The organism is Pelomonas sp. KK5 (genome assembly GCF_001984095.1).
In the GTDB taxonomy this organism is placed as follows: domain Bacteria; phylum Pseudomonadota; class Gammaproteobacteria; order Burkholderiales; family Burkholderiaceae_C; genus KK5.
Genome location: NZ_LYVQ01000022.1, coordinates 1 through 22,929, shown reverse-complemented (window position 1 = coordinate 22,929; position 22,929 = coordinate 1). Strand labels below are relative to the sequence as shown.

Annotated in this window: 24 protein-coding genes; 15 read left to right on the top strand and 9 right to left on the bottom strand. The window is 67.5% G+C overall.

Features of this window, described 5'->3' with window-relative positions; all coding sequences use genetic code 11:
- Positions 1-12: 12 nt before the first annotated feature.
- Both minD and minC read right to left on the bottom strand, forming a co-directional pair.
- Entirely contained in the window at positions 13-831 is an 819-nt protein-coding gene (minD, locus tag B0W88_RS05100) for a septum site-determining protein MinD (protein ID WP_077033580.1), read from the bottom strand.
- A gap of 23 nt (positions 832-854) precedes the next feature.
- Entirely contained in the window at positions 855-1,697 is an 843-nt protein-coding gene (minC, locus tag B0W88_RS05095; RefSeq protein WP_077033579.1) for a septum site-determining protein MinC, read from the bottom strand.
- 586 nt (positions 1,698-2,283) lie between these two features.
- Between minC and B0W88_RS05090 the strand changes: the two genes are divergently transcribed.
- The 7 genes from B0W88_RS05090 to B0W88_RS05060 all read left to right on the top strand — a co-directional run bounded on the left by B0W88_RS05090 (position 2,284) and on the right by B0W88_RS05060 (position 9,456).
- On the top strand, positions 2,284-2,478 hold the full coding sequence (locus tag B0W88_RS05090) for a hypothetical protein (protein WP_077033578.1): 195 nt from the start codon (positions 2,284-2,286) through the stop codon (positions 2,476-2,478).
- 124 nt (positions 2,479-2,602) lie between these two features.
- A complete protein-coding gene (locus B0W88_RS05085; RefSeq protein WP_077033577.1) occupies positions 2,603-3,544 on the top strand; it encodes a bile acid:sodium symporter family protein in 942 nt (313 codons plus the stop codon).
- Between the two features lie 33 nt (positions 3,545-3,577).
- Entirely contained in the window at positions 3,578-5,629 is a 2,052-nt protein-coding gene (gene metG / locus B0W88_RS05080; RefSeq protein ID WP_077033576.1) for a methionine--tRNA ligase, read from the top strand.
- A gap of 160 nt (positions 5,630-5,789) precedes the next feature.
- The gene (locus B0W88_RS05075; protein WP_077033575.1) at positions 5,790-6,941 is read left to right on the top strand and encodes a PEP-CTERM sorting domain-containing protein; all 1,152 of its coding nucleotides are present in this window, start codon (positions 5,790-5,792) and stop codon (positions 6,939-6,941) included.
- Positions 6,942-7,106: 165 nt separating this feature from the next.
- A complete protein-coding gene (locus B0W88_RS05070) occupies positions 7,107-8,252 on the top strand; it encodes a PEPxxWA-CTERM sorting domain-containing protein (protein ID WP_077033574.1) in 1,146 nt (381 codons plus the stop codon).
- A gap of 50 nt (positions 8,253-8,302) precedes the next feature.
- A complete protein-coding gene (locus B0W88_RS05065; RefSeq protein ID WP_077033573.1) occupies positions 8,303-8,506 on the top strand; it encodes a DUF3460 family protein in 204 nt (67 codons plus the stop codon).
- Positions 8,507-8,631: 125 nt separating this feature from the next.
- Positions 8,632-9,456: a ScpA family protein gene (locus tag B0W88_RS05060; RefSeq protein ID WP_077033572.1), complete on the top strand. Its 825-nt coding sequence runs from the start codon at positions 8,632-8,634 to the stop codon at positions 9,454-9,456.
- Here the strand turns inward: B0W88_RS05060 and B0W88_RS05055 are convergent.
- Genes B0W88_RS05055 through B0W88_RS05040 form a run of 4 tightly spaced genes read right to left on the bottom strand, consistent with a single transcriptional unit; the run spans position 9,441 to position 11,774 of the window.
- A complete protein-coding gene (locus B0W88_RS05055; protein WP_077033571.1) occupies positions 9,441-9,944 on the bottom strand; it encodes a GNAT family N-acetyltransferase in 504 nt (167 codons plus the stop codon). The two genes, B0W88_RS05060 and B0W88_RS05055, sit on opposite strands and share 16 nt — an antisense overlap.
- On the bottom strand, positions 9,941-10,633 hold the full coding sequence (locus B0W88_RS05050; protein WP_077033570.1) for a response regulator transcription factor: 693 nt from the start codon (positions 10,631-10,633) through the stop codon (positions 9,941-9,943). The genes B0W88_RS05055 and B0W88_RS05050 overlap by 4 nt, the downstream gene beginning before the upstream one ends.
- A gap of 42 nt (positions 10,634-10,675) precedes the next feature.
- Entirely contained in the window at positions 10,676-11,128 is a 453-nt protein-coding gene (locus B0W88_RS05045) for a MaoC family dehydratase (RefSeq protein WP_077033569.1), read from the bottom strand.
- Between the two features lie 16 nt (positions 11,129-11,144).
- Entirely contained in the window at positions 11,145-11,774 is a 630-nt protein-coding gene (locus B0W88_RS05040) for a ParA family protein (protein WP_077033568.1), read from the bottom strand.
- Between the two features lie 86 nt (positions 11,775-11,860).
- Here B0W88_RS05040 and B0W88_RS05035 point away from each other — a divergent pair, with 86 nt between their 5' ends.
- The 5 genes from B0W88_RS05035 to B0W88_RS32880 all read left to right on the top strand — a co-directional run bounded on the left by B0W88_RS05035 (position 11,861) and on the right by B0W88_RS32880 (position 17,577).
- Positions 11,861-12,487 carry an NAD(P)H-dependent oxidoreductase gene (locus B0W88_RS05035; protein WP_158080801.1) on the top strand — a complete coding sequence of 209 codons (627 nt, stop codon included), beginning with the start codon at positions 11,861-11,863 and terminating at the stop codon, positions 12,485-12,487.
- Entirely contained in the window at positions 12,471-14,339 is a 1,869-nt protein-coding gene (gene kefC, locus B0W88_RS05030; protein ID WP_233151626.1) for a glutathione-regulated potassium-efflux system protein KefC, read from the top strand. The genes B0W88_RS05035 and kefC overlap by 17 nt, the downstream gene beginning before the upstream one ends.
- 4 nt (positions 14,340-14,343) lie before the next feature.
- The gene (locus B0W88_RS05025; RefSeq protein WP_077033565.1) at positions 14,344-14,784 is read left to right on the top strand and encodes a DUF1841 family protein; all 441 of its coding nucleotides are present in this window, start codon (positions 14,344-14,346) and stop codon (positions 14,782-14,784) included.
- Positions 14,785-15,384: 600 nt separating this feature from the next.
- A complete protein-coding gene (locus B0W88_RS05020) occupies positions 15,385-16,110 on the top strand; it encodes a peptidoglycan-binding protein (protein ID WP_077033564.1) in 726 nt (241 codons plus the stop codon).
- A 1,134-nt stretch (positions 16,111-17,244) separates the two neighbouring features.
- Positions 17,245-17,577 (top strand): hypothetical protein, encoded by a 333-nt coding sequence (locus tag B0W88_RS32880; protein ID WP_144006616.1) that lies wholly within the window; start codon positions 17,245-17,247, stop codon positions 17,575-17,577.
- A 297-nt stretch (positions 17,578-17,874) separates the two neighbouring features.
- Here the strand turns inward: B0W88_RS32880 and B0W88_RS05015 are convergent, their stop codons facing one another.
- Genes B0W88_RS05015 through B0W88_RS05005 form a run of 3 tightly spaced genes read right to left on the bottom strand, consistent with a single transcriptional unit; the run spans position 17,875 to position 21,123 of the window.
- Positions 17,875-19,812 (bottom strand): RDD family protein, encoded by a 1,938-nt coding sequence (locus tag B0W88_RS05015; protein WP_077033563.1) that lies wholly within the window; start codon positions 19,810-19,812, stop codon positions 17,875-17,877.
- A 55-nt stretch (positions 19,813-19,867) separates the two neighbouring features.
- The gene (locus B0W88_RS05010; RefSeq protein WP_077033562.1) at positions 19,868-20,626 is read right to left on the bottom strand and encodes a hypothetical protein; all 759 of its coding nucleotides are present in this window, start codon (positions 20,624-20,626) and stop codon (positions 19,868-19,870) included.
- Entirely contained in the window at positions 20,623-21,123 is a 501-nt protein-coding gene (locus tag B0W88_RS05005; RefSeq protein ID WP_077033561.1) for a GNAT family N-acetyltransferase, read from the bottom strand. Before B0W88_RS05005 ends, B0W88_RS05010 begins: the two co-directional genes overlap by 4 nt.
- A gap of 194 nt (positions 21,124-21,317) precedes the next feature.
- On the opposite strand from B0W88_RS05005, the gene B0W88_RS05000 reads away from it, so the two are divergent.
- From B0W88_RS05000 to B0W88_RS04990, 3 genes are all read left to right on the top strand, one after another.
- Complete coding sequence (locus tag B0W88_RS05000; protein ID WP_077033560.1) at positions 21,318-22,046, top strand: SDR family NAD(P)-dependent oxidoreductase; 729 nt, start codon at positions 21,318-21,320, stop codon at positions 22,044-22,046.
- 12 nt (positions 22,047-22,058) lie between these two features.
- Entirely contained in the window at positions 22,059-22,295 is a 237-nt protein-coding gene (locus tag B0W88_RS04995) for a 4-oxalocrotonate tautomerase family protein (RefSeq protein ID WP_077033559.1), read from the top strand.
- Positions 22,296-22,345: 50 nt separating this feature from the next.
- On the top strand, positions 22,346-22,929 hold a 584-nt coding region (locus B0W88_RS04990), incomplete at its 3' end, for an oxidoreductase (protein ID WP_077033558.1).

The window sequence follows — 22,929 nt, the reverse complement described above, 5'->3', positions numbered from 1 at the left end:
GAGCCGCTCCCCTCACTTGCCGCCGAACAGGCGCTTGAACAGGCCGGGCTTGACGGCTTCGATGAAGCGCATCGGTCGCTCCTCGCCCTCGAAGCGGCGGATCACGTCCTTGTAGGCCTCGGAGACGTCGCTGCCGTTCATCGCGATCGCCGGCGTGCCCTGGTTGGAGGCCTGCAGCACGATCTCGCTCTCCGGGATCACGCCGATCAGCGGGGTGCGCAGGATCTCGTGGATGTCCTCCAGCGAGAGCATGTGGCCACCCTCCACCCGGTTGGGGTTGTAGCGGGTGATCAGCAGGTGTTCCTTGATCGGCTCCTTGCCGTCGATCGCGCGCTTGGTCTTGCTGTTGAGCATGCCCAGGATGCGGTCGCTGTCGCGCACCGAGGAGACCTCGGGGTTGGTGACGATCAGCGCCTCGTCGGCGAAGTGCATGGCCATCAGCGCGCCGGTCTCGATGCCGGCCGGCGAGTCGCAGACGATGTAGGCGAAGTCCATCGCCTTCAGCTCCTCCAGCACGCGCTCGACGCCCTCCTCCTTCAGCGCGTCCTTGTCGCGGGTCTGCGAGGCGGCCAGGATGTAGAGGTTGTCGATCTGCTTGTCCTTGATCAGCGCCTGGCTGAGCTTGGCTTCCTCGTTGATCACGTTGATGAAGTCGTAGACCACGCGGCGCTCCACGCCCATGATCAGGTCGAGGTTGCGCAGGCCGACGTCGAAGTCGATCACGCAGGTCTTGTGGCCGCGCATGGCCAGTCCCGTGGCGAAGCTGGCGCTGGTGGTGGTCTTGCCCACGCCACCCTTGCCGGAGGTCACGACGACGATCTTGGTTGGCATCGAATCTTTCCTTTGTGTATGTGTCAGATGGGGTCCATGACGAGCTTCTCGCCATCGAGCCGGATTTGGGCGGGCTTGCGCAGCACGTTGTCTGGCAGCGGGTTTTCGGTCGTGCGGTAGATGCCGGCGATCGCGATCAGCTCGGCCTCCATGCTCAGCGCGAAGATGCGGGCGTCGGTGTTGCCGCGGGCGCCGGCGATGGCCTTGCCGCGCAGCGGGGCGTAGACGTGGATGTTGCCGTCGGCGATCACCTCGGCGCCGGGGTTGACCAGCGCCATCACCACCAGGTCCGCGCCCTTGGCGTAGACCTGCTGGCCGGAGCGCAGCGGCTTGTCGACGATGACGGTCCTGGCCGGCTCGCCGGGCACGGCGACTTCGCGGATCACCTCCACCTCGCGAATCACCTCGACCTGCTCGACCACCTTCTCGACGGCCTTCTCGGCCCGCTGCGGCGCCAGGTCGTCCGCGGCCGATTCGGCCAGCCCCAGCGCGCGGGCCTGCGCCTGCTCCTCGTCCGAGGCGCCCTGCACGGCCACCGGCTGCATGCCGTGCCCGCGCAGCAGCGCGACGACGGCGGCCAGGTCCAGCGGCTCGTCACGCGGCGCATCCAGCTCCAGCTGCTGGCCCTGCTCGCCGCCGGCCGGCGCCGGGCGCCGCTCCAGCTGCGACAGGTCGAGCAGCAGCGGATCGTTGTTGAACATGCCCGGCGTGTCACCCAGCTTGGCTTGCAGCGCCGCGGCCAGCTCGGCCGGATCGGGCGAACGCAGCACCAGGGACAGCAGGCTCAGCGAAGCGCTCTTCAGCTCCAGGCCGGAGCCCTTGGCGCCCTTGTTGTTGTTCTTGTCTTTCGTCTGTGCCTGCGCCATCGGGATTGTGGTCCGTGCCTTTTTGCAAAGGCGCGATTTTAGCGACCCCGCCGCAAGCGCCTTCCGGGGGTTGGCCCGGGCCATCATCTCCATCGTGACGTTGCCCCGGCGCTACAGCTCACCCCGGGCGACACTGCCGGCGCGGCGCAAAAAGAGGTGATTTCATCGTCCGAACGCTTGACTTATCCCCATTTCTGTCGGAACCCGCTGGTGCCCACGCCAGCTTGCTACACCCACTCCGTATTCCCTACAGGTTTCCCCCAGCCGCTGCTAAGTCATTGATTCATATGAGAAGCCCCAGGGTGCCTAGAAATGAGGCACCCTAACTTGAAGGGCGGATTTACAAGGGTTTAGCGATCCCGCGGACAGCTTGCCCACAAAGTTATCCACAGCATCGGTGGATAGCCTTCACTGCCCTTAAGAATCATGAACTTAGGCTCTATCCCTAAGACTTCGACGCAAGTTCACACGCTAAATGACAAGTGGCTCCGGGCTGTCACAGCCCCGTCTTGAACCACCCGGCGCGGCCACGGGTTACAGTGACGGACCGCCGCACGACGCGGACACCAGTTGCAGGAGCACGCCTTTGGCCACACCGAATTACTCGTACGAGAAGCGCCAACGCGAACTGGCCAAGAAGAAGAAGAACGAAGAAAAGCGCTTGCGCAAGCTGCAGAACAAGGGACAGGACGGCCCTGGCGACGAAGCCGGTGAGGCCTCCGAACCCGACGAGAACGGCGATGCCGGCTCCGCCGAACCGCCGGCCACCGAGACGCCCTGATCCTTCCTTCCCCGCTGTTGTTCCAGTTGTACCCCCGCGGCCCGCGGGGCCTCGCAGTTTGTCCCGACACCCTCCCCTCCCGCCGGCTGCCCGGCTCAGCCGCGTGCTCCGCAAGGAGTGGTTCATGCTCAGCCTGCTGGCCGCCATCGCCGCCGCCAGCGCCTTCCCGGCCCTGGGCCGCAGCGGCGGCCTGCTGCATCTGGACCTGCTCAGCCACGCCGGCGTCGCACTGATCTTCTTCCTGACCGGCCTGGGCCTGTCCACCCATGAATTGCGCCACGGCCTGTCCCGCTGGCGCGTGCACCTGCTGGTGCAGCTCTGCACCTTCGGCCTGTTCCCGCTGCTGTGGTGCGGGCTGGATGCGCTGCTGGGCCGCTGGCTGGCGCCGGACCTGGCGCTGGGCTTCGCCTACCTCTGCGCGCTGCCGTCGACGATCTCGTCCTCGGTGGCGATGACGGCCATCGCCCGCGGCAACGTCCCGGCCGCGATCTTCAACGCCACGCTGTCCAGCCTGCTGGGCATCGTCGCGACGCCGGCGCTGCTGGTGGCGATGGTGGGCGCCGGCGGCCACGTGTCACTGGACATCGGCGGCACCATCCTCAGCCTCGGCCGCCTGCTGCTGCTGCCGCTGGTGCTGGGCCAGTTGCTGCGGCCGGTGATGCTGAAGTGGCACCACCGCTACAAGCGCTACACGACGCTGATCGACCGCTGGGTGATCCTGATGCTGGTGTTCGCGGCCTTCTGCGACTCGGTGGAGGGCGGGCTGTGGCGCGACCACGGCGCGGGGCTGCTGCTGGCCGGCGTGGCCGGCGCCGCGCTGCTGCTGGGCCTGGTGCTCGCCTTGTCGACCTGGGCGGCCCGGCGTATCGGCCTCGGCGCGGAAGACGAGATCGCCGCCGTCTTCTGTGGCTCCAAGAAAAGCATGGCCTCCGGCGTGCCGATGGCCAAGCTGCTGTTCGGCGCGCATCCGGCGCTGGGCGTCATCGTGCTGCCGGTGATGTTCTATCACCAGCTGCAGCTGGTCGCCTGCACCGTCATGGCAGGGCGTTATGCCCGCAGAACGTAAAATCCCGCTCTTGCCCAACCCGGCCCCGACTCCATGACCCGCAAGCTCTTCGTCACCACCGCCCTGCCCTACGCGAACGCGAACTTCCACATCGGCCACATCATGGAGTACACCCAGGCCGATATCTGGGTGCGCTTCCAGCGCATGCAGAAGGGCACGGAGGTGCACTTCGTCTGCGCCGACGACGCCCACGGCGCGCCGATCATGATCGCGGCCGAGAAGGCGGGCATCACGCCGCAGCAGTTCGTGGCCAATATCGCCGGCGGCCGCAAGCAGTACCTGGACGGCTTCCACATCTCCTTCGACAACTGGCACTCGACCGACGGCGCCGAGAACCACGAGCTGTCCAAGGACATCTACCTCGCGCTGCGCAAGAACGAGCTGATCGAGGTGAAGACGATCGAGCAGTTCTTCGACCCCGAGAAGTCGATGTTCCTGCCCGACCGCTTCATCAAGGGCGAGTGCCCGAAGTGCCACAGCAAGGACCAGTACGGCGACTCCTGCGAGGTCTGCGGCGCGGTCTACACGCCCACCGAGCTGATCAACCCCTTCAGCGTGCTGACCGGCGCCACGCCGATCCTGAAGACCTCCGAGCACTACTTCTTCAAGTTGAGCGACCCGCGCTGCGTGGCCTTCCTGGAAGAGTGGACGCAGACGCCCGGCCGCCTGCAGGGCGAGGTGCTGAACAAGATCAAGGAGTGGTTCACCAAGGACGAGGAAGGCAACGGCGGCCTCGGCGACTGGGACATCTCGCGCGACGCGCCCTATTTCGGCATCGAGATCCCCGATGCGCCGGGCAAGTACTTCTACGTCTGGCTGGACGCGCCGATCGGCTACCTGGCCTCGCTGAAGAACTACTTCGGCAAGACCGGCCGCGACTACGACGCCTTCATGGCGGACCCGTCGGTCGAGCAGGTCCACTTCATCGGCAAGGACATCACCTACTTCCACACGCTGTTCTGGCCCGCGATGCTGCACTTCAGCGGCCGCAAGACGCCCAACCACGTCTTCGTGCACGGCTTCCTGACCGTCAACGGCGGCGAGAAGATGAGCAAGAGCCGCGGCACCGGCCTGGACCCGCTGAAGTACCTGAAGCTGGGCCTGGACGCCGAGCACCTGCGCTACTACATCGCCGCCAAGCTCAACGCCAAGGTCGAGGACCTGGACTTCAACCCCGAGGACTTCGTCGCCCGCATCAACAGCGACCTGGTCGGCAAGTACATCAACATCGCCTCGCGCGCCGCCGGCTTCCTGGCCAAGCGCTTCGGCGGCCAGCTCTCGGCCGACGTCGGTGTGGAGGGTCAGGTCTTGCTCGACGCGCTGCGCGCCCACGGCGCCGCCATCGCCGAGCTGTACGAGGAGCGCGAGTTCGGCAAGGCGCTGCGCGAGATCATGGGCCTGGCCGACAAGGTCAACGAGTACGTGGACGCCAACAAGCCCTGGGAACTGGCCAAGAAGGAAGGCGCGGACCAAGTGCTGCAGGACGTCTGCAGCACCTGCATCGAGGCCTTCCGCGTGCTGACCGTCTACCTGAAGCCAGTGCTGCCGGCGCTGGCCGCCAAGGTGGAGGTGTTCCTGAACGTGGCGCCGCTCGCCTTCGCCGATGCGCAGAAGCCGCTGGGCGCCCACACGATCGGCACCTACGCGCACCTGATGCAGCGCGTCGACCCGAAGCTGCTGGACGCGCTGTTCGAGCCCCCGCCGGCACCCAAGGTCATCCCCGGCGGTGAAGACCTGGCCCCGGAGATCAAGATCGACGATTTCTCCAAGGTCGACCTGCGCATCGCCAAGATCGTCAAGGCCGAGCTGGTCGAGGGCTCGGACAAGCTGCTGCGCCTGACGCTGGACGCCGGCGAAGGCCGCCTGCGCAACGTGTTCTCCGGCATCCGCAGCGCCTACCCGGAGCCCGCTGCGCTGGAAGGCAAGCTGACGGTGCTGGTGGCCAACCTGGCCCCGCGCAAGATGAAGTTCGGCCTCAGCGAAGGCATGGTGATGGCAGCCAGCCACGCCGACGAGAAGGCCAACCCCGGCATCTTCATCCTCGAGCCCCACGCTGGCGCGCAGCCGGGCATGCGGGTGCGCTGAGCTTCACCCCCTCATTCAGGGGGTACTTCCATCGGATCGCGCCTTGAATCTGTGCAGGCGCATCCGCTTCTTGTCGACCGCTCCCGCACTCCGGGAGCGCCCTAGCGAGCGCTGAAACCGGCCTTCATAGACTCCCCGGCACCCCAGAACCGGAGGATCCATGAAGCTCGCCGCTACCGTCGCCCTCGCCACCCTTTCTTCACTCGCCGCGCAGGCCGGCGCCGCCCCCTCGTACACGGTCATCGACCTCGGGGCCGCCGGCGCCAGCTCGCAGGGCATGAGCATCTCGTCCAGCGGCAACTACGCGCTCGGCCGCTCGGTGGTGACCGGCGGGGCGCCGGCATTCGTCTGGTCCGCCGCCACCGGCACGCGCAGCGACTGGGCCATGCCCACCAGCCCCACCCGCGCCTACGGCCCCAATACCGTCGACGTCTCCGGCGTCAACAACCTCGGCGTGGCCGTGGCCACGCTGGGCGCCACGTCCGGCGGCGCCACGCCGCTGCCGGCCATGTGGTCGGCAAGTACCGGCACGGTGACTTACCTGAACATGCCCGGTGGCTACACGCTGGGCCGGGTGGCGGACATCAACGACAGCGGCATCGCCGTCGGCGGCGCCGGCCCCAACACCACCAACCTGGTGCCGGTGCTCTACGACACCCGCACCAACACCTCGCGCCAGATCACCGCCACCGCCGGATCGGCCTATATGGTGACGCCGCAGAACATCAACAACGCCGGCCTCGTCATCGGCACGGGCCTGGCGGCACCAGGCAGCAGCACCCAGGTGGCCCTGGTCTACGACAGCATGGCCGACACGATGACGAGGATCGACCTCTCCGCCATCTCCAGCAGCACCACGGTGGCGCTGTACGGCGAGAGCGAGAACGGCTGGGTGGTCGGCGCCATCGGCGGCACCACGGCCTTCCGCTGGTCGGCCGCCACCGGCGCGCAGGTGATCCCGCTGCCCGCCGGCGTCACCAACGGCTTCGTCACGCCCTATGCGATCAACAGCGACGGCGCCGTGGTCGGCAAGGCCAGCGCGGGCAACACCAGCTTCTATTTCGACGGCACGAGCAGCTACACGCTCAACAGCCTGCTGGCCGACAACGCCGCCGGCTGGTCGCTCACAAACACCAGCGCCACCGCCTACGGCCTCGCCGACAACGGCAGCATCATCGTCACGGGCACCAACAGCGCGGGCGTCGTCCATGCGCTGGTGCTGGCGAGCGCCGTGCCCGAGCCGGCGAGCGGAGCGCTGATGCTGGCAGGCCTGGCGGGCGCGGCCCTGCTGGCGCGGCGGCGTCGCCACTGAGCCCCCCGGGGTCGCGGGGGGCAAGGCCCGGCGGCACGCCTGTTTCTGGGCAGGCCTGTCCGGAAATCTTCGAGTTCAGGCGTGCTCCGGGAGCACCCTGACGCGGCCTCCAGGCACCGTCCCTAGAGTGGCGGCACGGACCCATCAACCCGCTCAGGAGCCCGCATGAAGGCACAGAAGAAACTCCTCACCGCCATCGCCCTGGCCGCCGCATCGCTGGCTGCCCATGCCGACGGCATCCAGTTCACCGTGACCGACCTGGGCGCCGCCAGCGGCACCACGACCTCGCAGGCCACGGGTCTCTCGTCGAGCGGCAACTACGCGCTGGGCCGCAGCCTGGGCACCTCGGGCCCCGGCTTCGTCTACTCGACCGCCACCGGCGTGCGCAGCGACTGGACCATGCCCGCCACCGGCAACAAGTACGCGGCGACCGGCAGCAGCTTCAGCGGCGGCGGCGTCAACAACTTCGGCCTGGCCGTGTCCACCGTGGGCACCACGCTGAGCGGCGGCACGCTGATCCCGGAGATGTGGTCAGTCAGCAACCCCACGCTGACGGCCCTGGCGCTGCCCGCCGGCTACTCGACCGGCCGCGCCGCGGACGTCAACGACAGCGGCAAGGCCGTCGGCCTGGTCGGCTCGGGCGCGACCCAGGTGGGCGTGATCTGGAACACGGCCACGAACTCGGTCAGCGTGCTGTCGGCCACGACCGCCGACGGCGCCTTCATGAACCAGCCCAACGCGATCAACAACGCGGGCCTGGTCGTGGGCACCGGCCTGGCCGGCGACGGCGTGACCAAGGTCGGCCTCGTCTACAACTCGGCGACCGGCGTGCTGACCCAGCTGGACGCCGGCAGCGTCGGCTCCGGCGGCGTCTCCGTCCTGGGCGTCAGCGAGAACGGCTGGGTCAGCGGACAGACCGGCAGCACCGCCTGGATCTGGTCGGCGGCCTCGGGCTTCAAGACCATCTCGAGCCTGGTGGCCGGCGCCACCACGGCCCCGTACGGCGTCAACAGCAGCGGCTGGGCCGTGGGCAAGGAAGGCAGCAATGCCTTCTTCTACGACGGCACGAGCACGACGAACCTGAATTCGCTGCTTGTCGCCAACTCCGGCTGGAACCTCACCAGCACCAGTTCGGCCGCCTGGAGCATCGCCGACAACGGCAGCATCCTGGTGACCGGCGTGGCCACCAGCGGCGGCGCCGTCCATGCGCTGCTGCTGACGGCGGTGCCGGAACCCTCGACCTGGGCGCTGATGCTGGGTGGCATCGTCGCCGTGGGGTCGGTGGCGCGCCGTCGCTCATCGAAGGCCTGAGACCGGTCGGGGCCGGCTAAAATGCCGGCCTTCACTCCGACACCTGCGCCATGCCCCTCTTCTGGAAGCCCTACAAGTCCGACGTCACCCAGTTCATCGACGAGCTGAAGGCCAAGAAGCCCTCGCTGGAAGCCGAGCAGCGCGCTGGCCGTGGCCTGCTGTGGGACAAGAACGTGGACCGCAGCGCCCAGGCCGACTACGAGACCGCCCGCGTCGAGCAGCAGCCCTACGTCTACCAGACCAAATCCCACTGACATGAAGCCCCTCGTCCAGCGAGTACGCTGGCCGGTCCCCCGAGGGGACGGCGATGCTTGCGGCATCGAGCCGCAAGCACATCGCCAGACGGGCCGGCTTGGGGCGGCCCGGCGCTCGGCCCGAAATGCCGGCTGACGAGGCAGTCCTCGGCCTGCCCGAGGTCGTCGACAGCGTCGCCCTGGCCCGCCTCTACGGCGAGCCGCTGTTCCAGCTGCCGCTGGACCTGTACATCCCGCCGGACGCGCTGGAGGTCTTCCTCGAGGCCTTCGAGGGCCCGCTGGACCTGCTGCTCTACCTGATCCGCAAGCAGAACTTCAACATCCTCGACATCCCGCTGGCCGACGTCACGCGGCAGTACCTCAGCTACGTGGACCAGCTGCGCAAGAGCAATCTGGAGCTGGCCAGCGAATACCTGCTGATGGCGGCGATGCTGATCGAGATCAAGTCGCGCATGCTGCTGCCGCCCCGGAAGACCGAGGACGGCAGCGAGCCCGAGGACCCGCGGGCCGAGCTGGTGCGCCGGCTGCTGGAGTACGAGCGCATCAAGCTGGCCGCCGCCCGGCTGGACGCGATGCCGGTGCTGGGCCGCGACTTCCTGCGCGCCCAGGTCCACATCGAGCAAAGCCTGACCCCGCGCTTCCCCGACGTCGACACCAACGACCTGCGCGACGCCTGGCTGGACATCCTGCGCCGCGCCAAGCTCGTTCAGCACCACAAGATCACCCGCGAGCAGCTCTCGGTGCGCGAGCACATGAGCATCGTGCTGCGCCGCCTGCAGGGGCAGAAGTTCGTCGAGTTCGAGAAGCTGTTCGAAGTGGAGCGCGGCCAGCAGGTGCTGGTCGTGACCTTCATCGCGATGCTGGAACTGGCCCGCGAGCGGCTGCTGGAGATCACTCAGGCCGAGGCCTTCGCGCCGATCTACGTGCGGCTGGCCTACTCGCCGAGCTGACGCTGCGCCGGAGCGGCCTGCAGCGACACCACCTTGGCGCCGCCGGCCACCACCTGGCGCCCGACCTCCCGGAAGCCGAAGCGGGCATGGAAGCGCTCCGACACCGGGTTGGGCGGTTCCACATCGAACTCGCAGACCACCAGCGGCACCTCAGCTTCAGCGGCATGGGCGAACACATGCTCGTAGAGCCGCGTGCCCGCCCCCTTGGCCTGAAGCCGGCCGGAAACGACCACCCGATCGACATACAGGAAACGCGCGTAGCGATCGGCGAACCATCGGTAGTTGATGCTGTCGTATCGCGCGCCCTCGCGGAACGCCAGCAGGAAGGCGACGACCTGGCCGCCCTCCTCGACGACCTGATGGACGGCAGCCTGTGTGTCCAGCTCGACCAGGCGCTCGGCGGACATCGGGCTCAGGAAGCGGACCGACTCCTCATTGAGCGCGAGCACCGACGGGAAGTCGGCCTGGGTTGCGGGACGAATCTTCATCGCGACGGCGCCCGCGCCATCTGCCCCACCGCCAGCACCGCCTGCGTGCGCGAGCTGACGCCCAGCGCCTTCAGCACCGCGGCGACGTGGTCCTTGATGGTGTCCACCGTCACGCCCAGCTCGCGGGCGATGATCTTGTTGGGCTTGCCCTGCAGCAGCAGCGCCAGCACCTCGTTCTGCCGCGGCGTCAGCGCCAGGTCCTGCAGCAGCTCGGGCTGCTGGTAGCCGGGGGCCATCGCATGCTCGCGGATCTGGCGCAGCCGGCCGTCGGCATCGCCGGCCGGCACGGCATCGCCGCCCAGGTTCATCGACGGCACGTAGATGCCACCCGCCATCACCAGCTTCAGCGCCTGGGCCAGCGCTTCGGTGCTGCTGCGCTTGGGGATGAAACCCATCGCGCCCTGGTCGATCGCGCGGATCACGTCGCTGGTACGGTCGGACGCAGAGACCACCACCACCGGCAGCTCCGGATGGGCCGCCCGCATCTCGGCCATCAGCTCGAAGCCGTCGGCATCACCGAGCTGCAGGTCCAGCAGCGCCAGCTGGAAGCCCGGCGTTCCGCCCAGCGCCTCGCGCGCCTGCGCGGCGCTCTCGACGCCGACCACCTCGACCTCCCGGTCCAGGCCCTCGATCACGGTCTGCAAGGCCGAGAGGATCAGCGGGTGGTCGTCGACAAGCAGTACCTTCATGGGCGGGCGCGGTGGTTGGACCGCCGATGATAGGCGAGCCCGTCAGGTGAACTGCCGCGTCAGCGACTCCGTCACGCAGACCGGCTTGTCCGAGCCCTCGCGCTCCACCGTCACCTCCACCGCCAGTTGCGCCCCGCCGGTGATGGCCTCGAAGCTCAGCAGCTTGAAGCGCGCGCGCAGCCGGCTGTCCACCGGCACCGGCGCCGGGAAGCGCACCTTGTTCAGCCCGTAGTTGATGCCCATGCGCGTGTCGGCCACCTTGTAGGCGTGGGCGAAGAAGGTCGGCAGCAGGCTCAGCGTGAGGAAGCCGTGTGCGATCGTCGTCTTGAACGGGCCGGCCGCGGCGCGGGCCGGGTCGGTGTGTATCCATTGCTGGTCGTCGGTGGCATCGGCGAACTGCTGGATGCGGGTCTGGTCGATCGCCATCCAGTCGGTCACGCCCAGTTCCTGCCCCACCAGGCCGGCCAGGTCGGCCAGCTTCTCGAAAGTACGCATCGGTCCTTGTCTTTCCTCAGTTGTTGTCCAGCCAGGCGGTCAGCGGCTCCCACTGCGCCAGGTCGCGCTCGACCCGGCCGGGCGCCACGTCCCACAGGGTCAGGCCGCGCGCCGCCAGCTGCACGTAGTTCTGCGTGTCGCGCAGCGTGGCCAGCACCGGCACGCCCAGCTCGTGCAGGAAGTGCTGCAGCTGCTCGTTGGACAGCGTGTGCTCCTTGGCGCGCGTCGCCACGATCGCCAGCTTCGGCTTGTGGCCCGACTCCCGGCGCAGATCATGCAGGGCCTGGACGAAGTCATATGTCGCCTGGATGTCAAACAGGCTCGGCTGCAAGGGAATCACGATGCGATCGGCCACGCCGTACAGCGCCTGCAGCCGGCCCCCCTTGAGCCCGGCCGGCGAGTCGATCACCACATGGCTGACGCCCTTGGGCGGCTTGACCGTGCCGCGCCCGCCGTCGATGTCCCAGGTCTCGATCTTCGGCAGCCCCGCGGGCCGCAGCTCGAGCCAGCGCCGCGCCGACTGCTGCCGGTCCGCATCGCCCAGCATCACCCGGTGCCCGCGCCGCGCCAGGTAGCCGGCCACGTTGCTGGAGAGCGTGCTCTTGCCGACGCCGCCCTTCGGGTTGGCGACCAGGATCACGGGCATGGCGTTCCTCCGTTGTTTCGGTTCATGTTAGCCGCGGCCTGCGAGGCGCGGCAATGCGCCCACTCTCGTCAGTTACCCTTGCGCCCATGGCCGACATCCTGATCCTCGCCGCCCACCCCGACCTCGCGCAGTCCCACATCACCCACACCCTGCTGGACGCTGCCTTCGCCTGCGCCGACCGGCTGATCGAGGTGCGCGATCTCTACCGTCTCTACCCCGACTACGCGATCAACGCGGAGGCCGAGCAGCGCGCGCTGGAAGGCGCCCGCCTCGTCGTGCTGCTGCATCCGCTGCACTGGTACGGCATGCCTGCGCTGCTGAAGCTGTGGATCGACGAGGTGCTCAAGTTCGGCTGGGCCTACGGGCCCGGGGGTCAGGCCTTGCGCGGCAAGGACCTGTGGGTCGCGACGTCCGCCGGCGGCAGCGCCGAGGCCTACAGCACCGGCGGCCACCACGGCCACCCGATCGAGACCTTCCTGCTGCCCTACGAGCGCACCGCCCTGCTCTGCGGCATGCGCTGGCTGCCGCCGCTGGTCGTGCACGACGCCCACCGCCTGACGGACGCGCAGATCGACGCCCACGGCCACGCCTTCGGCAAGCGCCTGCTGGACTACCCCGCCTGGGCGACAGCCGTGCCGCTGGAAGCCGAGCCCGAGGTGCCGCTGGACGAACGCCCCGCCCTCTTCAGCTCCCTCGATGGAGAGGGCAACTGAGATGGGCGAGCACGGCAACTGGATCCACCTCCCCCTCGTCTTCCTCGCCGCCGCGGTGATCACCGTGCCGCTGGCGCGCTGGCTGCGGCTGGGCTCCATCCTCGGCTACCTGGTGGCCGGCGTGGTCGTCGGTCCGAGCGTGCTGGGCGTCATCGACGACCCGGGCACCATCCTCGAGGTGGCCGAGTTCGGCGTGGTGCTGATGATGTTCCTGGTCGGCCTGGAGCTGGAGCCCAAGCGGCTGTGGGCGATGCGCCGCCCGATCTTCGGCTGGGGCACCGTGCAGCTGCTGGGCTCGGCCACGCTGCTGATGGCGCTGGCCGTGCTGCTGGGCTTTAACTGGCCGGTGGCACTGGTGGCCAGCCTGGGCCTGGCGATGTCCTCCACCGCCGTGGCGATGGCGGTGCTGGCCGAGCGCAACCTGGGCCGCACCACCGCCGGCCAGAGCGTGCTCTCGGTCTCGCTGCTGCAGGACATCGCGGCGATCCCGGTGCTGGCGGTCGTGCCCATCGTCGCGGCCAGCGGCGGCGCGGTGGAACACGCAGACGGCAACGGCTGGCTGGAAGCCGGCAAGGCCATCGCGATGGTCGTCGCCATCGTCTTCGGCGGGCGGCTCGCGTTGCGGCCCGCCTTCCAGTGGATCGCCCGCAGCGGCACGCCCGAGATCTTCACCGCCGCCGCGCTGCTGCTCGTCATCGGCACCGCCTCGCTGATGCACCTGGTGGGCCTGTCGATGGCGATGGGCGCCTTCCTGGCCGGCGTGCTGCTGGCCGAGAGCGAGTACCGGCGCGAGCTGGAGACCGACCTGGAGCCCTTCAAGGGCCTGCTGCTGGGCCTGTTCTTCATGGCCGTGGGCATGGGGCTGGACCTGGGCGTGGTGGTCCACCATCCGCTGCTGGTGCTGGCCATCCTCTGCGCGCTGCTGACGCTCAAATCGCTCGTGCTCGTGGTGATGAGCCGGCTGATGGGCATGCCGGTGCTGGAGCGGCCGGTGTTCGTGATCCTGCTGGCGCAGGGCGGCGAATTCGGCTTCGTCGTGTTCCAGCTGGCCCAGGCCGCAGGCCTGATCGATGCCGGGCAGAACTCGGCGCTGGTCGCGGCCGTGGCCCTCTCGCTGGCCGTCACGCCGGCGCTGCTGCAGGGCGCGGACCGGCTGCTGGTGAAGAAGCTGGCGCACAAGCACGTGCCGCACGGCGCCGAGCTGGACGGCGAGCAGGAGGCGCCGGTGATCATCGCCGGCTTCGGCCGCTACGGGCAGATCGTCGGCCGCCTGCTGTTCGCCAACGGGCTGGACGCCACCGTGCTGGACCACGACGCCGAGGCGGTCGAATCGCTGCGCCGCTTCGACTGGCGCGTGTTCTTCGGCGACGCCACGCGGCTGGACCTGCTGCGCACCGCCGGTGCCGCCAAGGCCAAGGTGCTGGTGATCGCGGTGGACGACATCGAGCAGAGCATCGAGATCGCCGAGCTGGCGAAGGAGAACTTCCCGCAGCTGACCGTCGTCGCCCGCGCCCGCAACGTACAGCACTACTACCGGCTGCGCGAGCTGGGCGTCACGCTGATCGAGCGCGAGACGCTGGATTCCGCGCTGATGAGTGCCCGCTCGGTCCTGGAGTTATTGGGCTGGGAGCCGCACGCCGCCCGGCGCCTGGCCTGGCGCTTCCGCCAGCACAGCGTCGAGCAGCTGGAGGTGATGCTGCCGCTGTACAAGGACCGCGCCGCCACCATCGCCGCGGCCAAGGAAGGCCGCCAGCAGTTCGAGCAGCTGATCGCGCAGGAGCGCAGCCAGGCGCGCGCGCGCCGGCCGCAAAGGCACAGCTGGGACAGGGACGAGGACAGCGGCGACAATTGAGCCCATGTTCGCCCCGTCCCAGATCGAAGTCCGCCGTTTCTTCTGCCAGACCTATCGCAAGTGGCGCGACGGCGCCCCGCTGATCCCGATGGAGGCGATCGCCGCCGACTGGATCCAGGAGCACCCCGAGTACCACGCCGAGCTGGCCGACGAGGAAGCCGCGGTGGCCGCCGTCTACAGCGTCGAGGACGGCCGCACCAATCCCTTCCTGCACCTGTCCATGCACCTGACGATCACCGAGCAGCGCGGCATCGACCAGCCCACCGGCGTGCGCCAGGCGATCGACCTGCTGGCCGCCAAGCGCAACTCGCTGCACGAGGCGCACCATGTGGCGATGGAGGCGCTCGGGCAGATGATCTGGGAGTCGCAGCGCAGCGGGCTGCCGCCGGATGGGCACGCGTATCTGGATCGCATCCGGCGGGCGGCGACGACGTCGACGACCTAAGTTCGGGCTGCAGGGTTCAGTTGCCAGGCCGTGAAGGACTGCGGGGGCAACTGCGTACGTGTGCTTGGTTGATGCCTGGTCGAGGTTGGCAAGAGACGTTCGCCTTTGAAGGGCGAATGTCGGCGACCTACGGCAAGCGGTCATAGAGTCCACCGTGGCCCGGCTTGCTGGTCTGCACTTAGAACTGGACTTTCGGGCGTGTGCCGAGATCCACGGACGGTGTGGGTAGCCCTGAGAAAACGCTTAGGTGGCGCATGATCTCGCCACTATTGAGGATGCGAGCACCTGTTGCAGTGCCTATGCTGGGCCGAGACGTGGACCATACACATGCAGGGCGCGCCGGTTAAAACCCGCATCTTCGCAAATTCAATAGATTCAGTGAGCCTGTAGCCATTCAACGCCGGACGCAGGTTCTTCAATTGCCCAGATCCACCTACTCGATAAGCATGTGCGGGCGGGCTTCGACACAATAGCTCAAAGCGCGTCTAGCCGAAGGTAGCTCAAGCGCCACTGTTCGGTGAGCAGCTTGCTGAGTGAGTTGGCCGCTGTTGACGGGCTCACGATTCTGATGTGGCAGCAAAACCAATTCAGGGAGGAGCCATGGAACTGCTTATCAGGATCACCCTGTTCGCCAGCATCTTTTGCTTCTTTGCGATCACAGGGCTGTGTGTGGCTTACGCCTTCGGATATATGAGGGGTGGCAATGGCTCCATGATAAAACGCATGTTCGCCTCTTCTGTCGTGGTACTACTGGTAGCTGTCGGCGGCTTTCTCACTTATGCTTTCAAGTATTTGACATTCTCAATGGATCCTTATCTAGGATTTACTTCGGAGATCCGAGAAATACAGCAAGTCCTCAAGATGGAACAGGTTTATCCAGACCATGTCGATGGTGTACTTGGGGCCAATACATTTCGAGCCATCAAAGATTACCAACAAAAATATGAACTAGAAGCAACCGGGGCTATCGACGAGAAGACCCTGCAAAGTCTATTCGGATGGAAGGAGCGATTTAATTCGCCCATCAATAATTTACCCCAAGAACTCGTGCGACCATATGCCGTTGCGCCTGCCTTCGAGCACCTGAAGATTCAGGTCATGTGGCTTCAAAGAGCATTCGAAATGGAAAATCCCGACGGAATTCTGCGGCCTGAGATTGTTGAGGCCGCCAAGAATTTTCAATCTAGCAGAGGACTTTTCAATGACGGCGCAATTGGCTTTGACACGCTACTTTGCGCCATCGAAAAGGACCTCAACAGCGTCAAGCTCCTGAAGCTGAACTCCACATCGAAGACTTCGCGGTCTTCCGCCTCCACCGGCGGATGAGGTCAGCATGCGGGCGTGCCGTCCGGGATTCCTTTAGCTTGGACAAAGCACTGCCTAGCGCTTCTTGGTCCCGGGTGAGTACGTTGTTCGGTCATGCCAGTCGGCTATTTGAACCACATCGTCACATCATCAACTAGGTCGCCGATGGGCCGACCAAGCCGCTCCGGCAAGAGCGAAGTTCGTCGCTGCAGTCCTGATTCTGCGAAGTGGCTGTTCAAGACAATTGCCTCGTTCATCCACGGAACTGCAACCATGGCCTCATTGATTCGCAAGGGCAGCACACCCTGTGTCAACGCATGATCAAAGACATGCGCATGCGCAGGTCGCCCCAGGCAATGCCCGCTGAGGTTCTGCGAATGACTGCGACTCCGATCGAGGGCCAAACGGCCGCCCTACCGCTGTCCTAGCGCGGCGGCGCCCAGTATGACCTCTGGGCGGGAAGCCAGCAGTGGGAGTTGGCAGCCGGCAATCGCTGCATTGCCAAAGCGGGCCATAGCGACGGCAGTTTGATGCTGGGAGCGGACTCCACGACTTGCTTGCTGACTGATCGGGATCCCTCCATCAGCGACATACACAGTTCCCAGACCCAAGTGCAGTCGATCGACGATCGGGTGGGCGGGTGCGGCGCGTCATGACGAGAATGAATGCGTTAGCACCCGACAAGCGCATAGGACGTACGGCGATACCGCGAGGTTGCCTCCATAGAACAGAGGATTTCGCGCCAACAATCGGATGAGAAACTGGTGCACCCACAGGATGCACCAAAGGAGGCTCAGGATGGGCAGTGGTCGCGAGCTTCTAATCGTGGTCGCATGTACCGCAGTTACGACTGTGGTGAGTGCGCAGAATTGGGTAGGACGTCAACTGACGGCCACACAGTCTGTCAAATTGTATCAGAGCCTTCCGACCGGACTATACTGTAGTGACGGCCCGCTCTTAGCATCAATTGCGAGGAGCGAAAAGGTGAAGGTATTATCCCAAACCAGAGTTAACTGCGCACTCGTGATCGGCAAGGACTTTATCGAGGTCGAGAGACTCGGTTCGAACGTACCCGAGGACCAAAAGAGAGGATATATTAAGCGACCTAGTTCCGCCGGATTCGTTGGCGTACCGCGCGACAACTAGGAGGCCAAGATGCAGGTCAATTGGATTCAGATGACTGTTTGGCTGCTCTGCTTTATCGCTTACTTCCTCGGCATATTTATCCGCAAAGTGGTAATACCAGGAAAGGATTCACCAAGTCTAGGCAAGCAATTTTTGATTGGAATTCCTGCCTCCTTTGTAATAGTTCCGAGCATCTCAACGCTACTTCAATCAGCCGTCGAAAGCGCACCATCAAACGCAGCACCTGTGCTAGTAACGATCGGACTAGTCATCGAACATGGCATGGTTATGAATGAGACCGTAACTAAGCGCTTGCTTAAACGCGAAGAGCCTGAAGGCGCGTTCCCTGCTGGTCTAGCCTAGGTCATCGATATACAGCGGAATTGGCTATCGCCAAGTACCGTTTTTCCGACCTGCTTCTGACAAGCGAGCGGTCCGCAGCATGTGTTGTCGCTCAACACAATTCCGGCGTCCGATCGAGCGGACGATTTCTTGAGGGCGTGTCGCCTGATAAGACGCGGGGCAGGCGTGATCTCTCAATGATTCGAACTTCGAGCCCCGCCCGAAAAGCCGCTGCCCGCGATGGTCCGCTCGTACCCGGCTGCGTGAGTTCACGGTCCGACGCCGAAGGACCGGAGCCGCTGCAAACCAACCAAACCCTCACCCCGGCTGAAACAACACCCTCTCCACCAACTCTCTCTGCGCCGCCGGCAACTGCGCCACCCGCCCCAACGCAGCTAACGCGTTATCACAACTGACCGCCCTCCCCGGCACAGGCTGCTCCGCCCACACCCCCGCCAACAACCCCTGCACCGCTACGCCTCGCACCGTCCGCCGCACCACCTCCATCTCCACCGCCGTCGGTGCCGCCTTGGGCGTACGCCGCGGCGGCTGCGCATCCGCCGCCTCGATCAACCACGCCGCCTCCGCCGCCAACGTCGCCGGATCCAGGCTGCGATGCCCCGCCAACCCACCGCCTAGCAAGACCTGGCACCGCTCGGGATCGGCCCGCATCTGCACCTTCAGCACCTCGATGTAGCGCCGCCGCAAGGCAGGGGCGCTGCCCACCAGCAGCGACTGCACCGGCCCGCTCAGCACGCGCAGGCCCTCCAGTTGCGCAGCCTCGTCGCCACTCGCACCGCGCGCAGCACGCATCCGCTCCGCCGCCGCCTCGATCGTCCCGGGCTCGCGCTGATCCAGGTGATACCAGGCCGGGTTGCCACGCAGCGCATCCACATAGTCCGCCACCGCAGCATCCGCCGGCGGCAGCACCACCGCCAGCGTCCGCGACGGCGGCTCGATCAGCGCGCGCGCTGCCAGGTCGTCCGGCTCGGGGTACCACATGCTGCGCGGCGAGGTGTGGGCGGTGCGCTCGATGTAGTCCTCCGGCAGGCCCATGCCGCGGTAGACCTTCAGCAGGTGCTGGGTGGCCATCTCGTCGAAGACGGGGTTGTAGCTGCCGCTGGAGGCGCGATGAAAACCCAGCCGCCCCTCGGGCCTCAGCTCGCGCTTGGAGCCGGCCAGGAAGACCAGCGTGCAGGCGCTCTCGCAGGGGCCGGTGGCGCGGGTCGCCACGCCGCGGGCCTTGAGCAGGTCCACCATGCGCTCGGCCTCGGCCAGGCGGCCGCCGGGCGAGTCCAGTTCCACCGTGCGCAGGCCCGGCGCGGTGGCGACCAGGGTGCCGAGCCGGGCGGCGTCGCCCATGCCGATCGGGCCTTCGAGCTGCAGGCTGCGCCCGTCGGCCGACAGCGCCATGCGGGCCTGGCCGATCGGGTCGATGCCGCGCGCCATCTTGAAGTATTCGCCGGCGCTGGGCAGGAAGCCCAGCAGCGCGGTGGCCAGGATCTGCAGCACGCCCAGGCCCATGGACAGCCGCGCCAGCCGCCCCCACAGCCGCGAGCCGCCCTCCTGCAGATAGCGCCCGGCGGCGCGCCAGCCGCCGATCACGCACCAGGTGTTGCAGGCCAGCGCCAGCGGCCAGCCCAGCAGCACCGCGATGGCCAGCGCCTGCAGCGAGTCGCCCTTCATCACGATCCAGGTCATCAGCGCGCTCAGGCCCCAGGTCAGCGGCAGCGAGAGCAGCACGTTGTTGACCCAGAAGCTGCGCGCCAGGCCCTGCTCGCCGCGCCAGTGTCTGATCAGGTAACCGTCTACCTCATCGGCGGCCGGCTCGCGGTGGTAGACGACGCGGGTGCCGGCGAGACGGTCATGCCAGGCGCGACCGCCCCCGTCGAACTTCGCCCACAGGAAGCCCAGGCCCAGCGGCAGCGCGGAGACGATATAGCCGAGGCCCCGCAGCAGGCTGCGCAGCGGGCCGGGGCGCTCACCGGTGTCCGCATCGACGACGCGCAGCCCGGCGGCGGCCTTGCCAGGCGTCGTGCCCTGCCAGGACCAGAAGCCGACGAAGTAGACCGCCGGCAGCCCCCAGTTGCACAGCAGGCTCAGCGGCCGCGTGTCGCTCCAGCGGGCCAGGGCCTCGCCATGGGCCAGCCACAGCAGCGGCGCGGCCAGCGCCGTCAGCAGCAGCGCGTCGATCGCCAGCGCCAGCGCGCGCGGCGCGAAGCCCGCGGGCCGCCGCTTGATGAATGCCTTCCACATGAACCGTCCCACCCCTCTTCTTGTCGGGGCATCGTAGCGGCCGGGTGCGGGAGCGTCAGTGTGAATGTCCACCGAGCGGCGTGCGCGGCGCATCCCTGCGCCTCGCCAGCATCCGCCCCAGCGCACGGGCCGCCGCATGGGCCCAGTTGGCCAGCGTCAGCGGGCACAGGCAGACCAGCATGTCGCCCTCCGCATGGCCCGGGTTGGCGCGCGCGAAGAAGGCCAGGTGCGGCGAGGCGCTGCCGAGGTCGGGCGTCAGCGGCGCGGTGCCGGCGCGCAGGCGCTTCCTGCCCGAGCGCTGCACGATGCCGCGCTGCGCGTCCCAGTCGGCGCCGTAGACCTGGCGGGCCAGCCGGTCCATCAGCGCGAGCTGGCGCGGCGGCGTGGGCCGGTCGTGGCGCGGCCAGAACTCGCGGCAGTTGTTGGGCAGCAGCAGGTAGCTCTTGTAGCTGAAGGTGTCGAAGAACCAGTAGATCGCCCGCAGCGGATGCCGCAGCCGCTCGGCCAGGTAGACGCGCAGGCCGATGCGCTGCAGCACGTTGCGGCCGCGCAGGTCCTCGCGCAGCAGCACGTGCGAGGTGAAGAACGCCGTCAGCGGCCGGTCCTCGAAGTCGGTCTGGATGACCTCGATCGAGGCCATGCCGGCCAGCTCGCCGTCGGCGTCATGCACCAGCGCCGTCAGCTGCCGCTCGCGCAGCCGTGCCTCGGCATAGCTGCGCTCGCAGGCGTAGAAGCGCTCGGTCAGGTGCCAGACGGCGTCCCAGTCGGCCGGCGACAGCGCCGCGGTGGGCCTGACGGCGATCTTCATCGTCATGATCCCGGCCGCTCGCGCTCGAAGACCTGCTCCTCGACGACCCGGCCCCACTGGTCGCCCGCCTGCTGCTGCACGAGGCGGAAGCCCTGGCTCTCGTAGAGGTGCCGCGCGGCGTCCAGCCCCGCGAAGGTGGAGAGATGGATGCGCCCGAAGCCGCAGCGGTCGGCATGCGCCACCGCGCGGGCCAGCAACTGCCGGCCGATGCCGGTGCCGCGCGCCGCGTCGCCGACGATGAACCAGCGCAGGTGAGCGCCGGCCTCGCCGGCATGCAGGCCGTCCAGCGCCACGCTGCCCTGCACCTCGCCGGCCTCGTCGAGGGCCAGCCAGAGGCCGTCGCGCCCGGCCTCATAGCGCTGCAGGAAGGCGGCCATCTCCGCGGCCACGCGCGCCTCGAAGGGCAGGCCGAAGCCGGAATGCTCGGCGTAGTAGCGCGCATGCAGGCCGACGACACGGCCGATGCAACCGGGGACATAGCCTTCGTGAACGGTCAGCGGCATCGGTGGTGGCGTCGAGTTTGGGCGTTAGGCGCCGAGTGTAGGAGCCGCGTGCGGGGGAACGGTGATCCCGCCGTCAGACGGAAGACTGTCTGCCGATCTGCGTCCATTCTTTCTTGGGACAGCCGGAACTAGATTGGAGACACGGTCATCACAGCGACCGCTTCAACGAACCCAACAGAAAGAAGGACCTCATCATGAGCAGCAATCAGCAACCCCAGCATCCCGCCAAGGTCGCCATCGTCACCGGCGCCTCGCAAGGCATCGGCGACGGCCTCGTCAAGGCCCTGCGCGAACGCGGCTACGGCGTGATCGCCACCTCGCGTTCGATCCAGCCATCCAACGATCCCGGCGTGCTCGCCGTGGCCGGCGACATCGGCAACCCGGACACCGCCCGACGCGTCGTCGAGCAGGGCCTGGCCCGTTTCGGCCGCATCGACCTGCTGGTCAACAACGCCGGCATCTTCATCGCCAAGCCCTTCACGCAGTACACGCAGCAGGACTTCGAGGCCAAGATCGCCACCAACGTGGCCGGCTTCTTCCACATCACGCAGGCGGCGGTGGCGGCGATGGAGAAGGCCGGTTCGGGCCACGTGGTCAGCATCAGCACCAGCCTGGTGGACCATGCCAACTCGAACGTGCCCTCGGCCCTGGCCTCGCTGACCAAGGGCAGCCTGAACGCGGTCACCCGCTCGCTGGCGATCGAGTACGCCGGCCGCGGCATCCGCTTCAACACGGTGGCGCCCGGCATCATCAAGACGCCGATGCATGCACCCGAGACGCACGGCTTCCTGTCGGCCCTGCATCCGATGGGCCATATGGGCGAGATCGAGGACATCGTGAACGCCGTCGTCTACCTCGACAACGCGCCCTTCGTCACCGGCGAGATCCTCCACGTCGACGGCGGTCAAGCCGCCGGCCACTGAGCGGAGGCCGCCATGCCCATCGTCACCATCCAGGTCACCCGCGAGGGCACCACGCCCGGCGCGGACTCGCTGACCGCGGCCGAGAAATCGGCCCTGATCCACGGCGCCACGGAGCTGCTGCAGAAGGTGCTGAACAAGGCGCCGGACAGCACCTTCGTGCTGATCGAGGAGGTCGACACCGACAACTGGGGCTGGGGCGGCCTGCCCGCGCTCGAGTTCCGCCGACGGCGCGCGCAAGGCAAGGCCTGAGAGCGCAAGCGCGCGCGGCAGCACCACCGTCTGATCGAGGGCCGAACATCATGCTGAGATTCCTGATCACCGGCGTCAGCTCCGGCTTCGGCCGGGCGCTGGCGCGGGCGGCGCTGGCCGAGGGCCATGCCGTCGCCGGCACCGTCCGCAGCGAGGCCGATGCCCTCGCCTTCCTGGCGCTGCATGGCCGGGCCCGCCCGGTGATGCTGGACGTGGCCCGCCTTGAGGAGGCCGCCCCCGCGGTCGCCGCGCTGGAGAGCGGGTTCGGCCCGATCGACGTGCTGGTCAACAACGCGGGCTACGGCCACGAGGGCACGCTGGAGGAATCGACGCTGGACGAGCTGCGGCGCCAGTTCGACGTCAACGTCTTCGGCGCGGTGGCGATGATGAAGGCGGTGCTGCCGGGCATGCGGGCGCGGCGGCGTGGCCGCATCATCAGCATCACTTCGATGGCCGGCCTGGTCGGCCTGCCCGGGGTCAGCTACTACGCCGGCAGCAAGTTCGCGCTGCAGGGCATTTCCGAGGCGCTGGACCAGGAGGTGTCGGGGCTGGGAATCCGCGTGACCGCGGTGGCGCCGGGCTCCTTCCGCACCGACTGGGCCGGCCGCTCGATGGTGCGCGCGCCGCGCTCGAT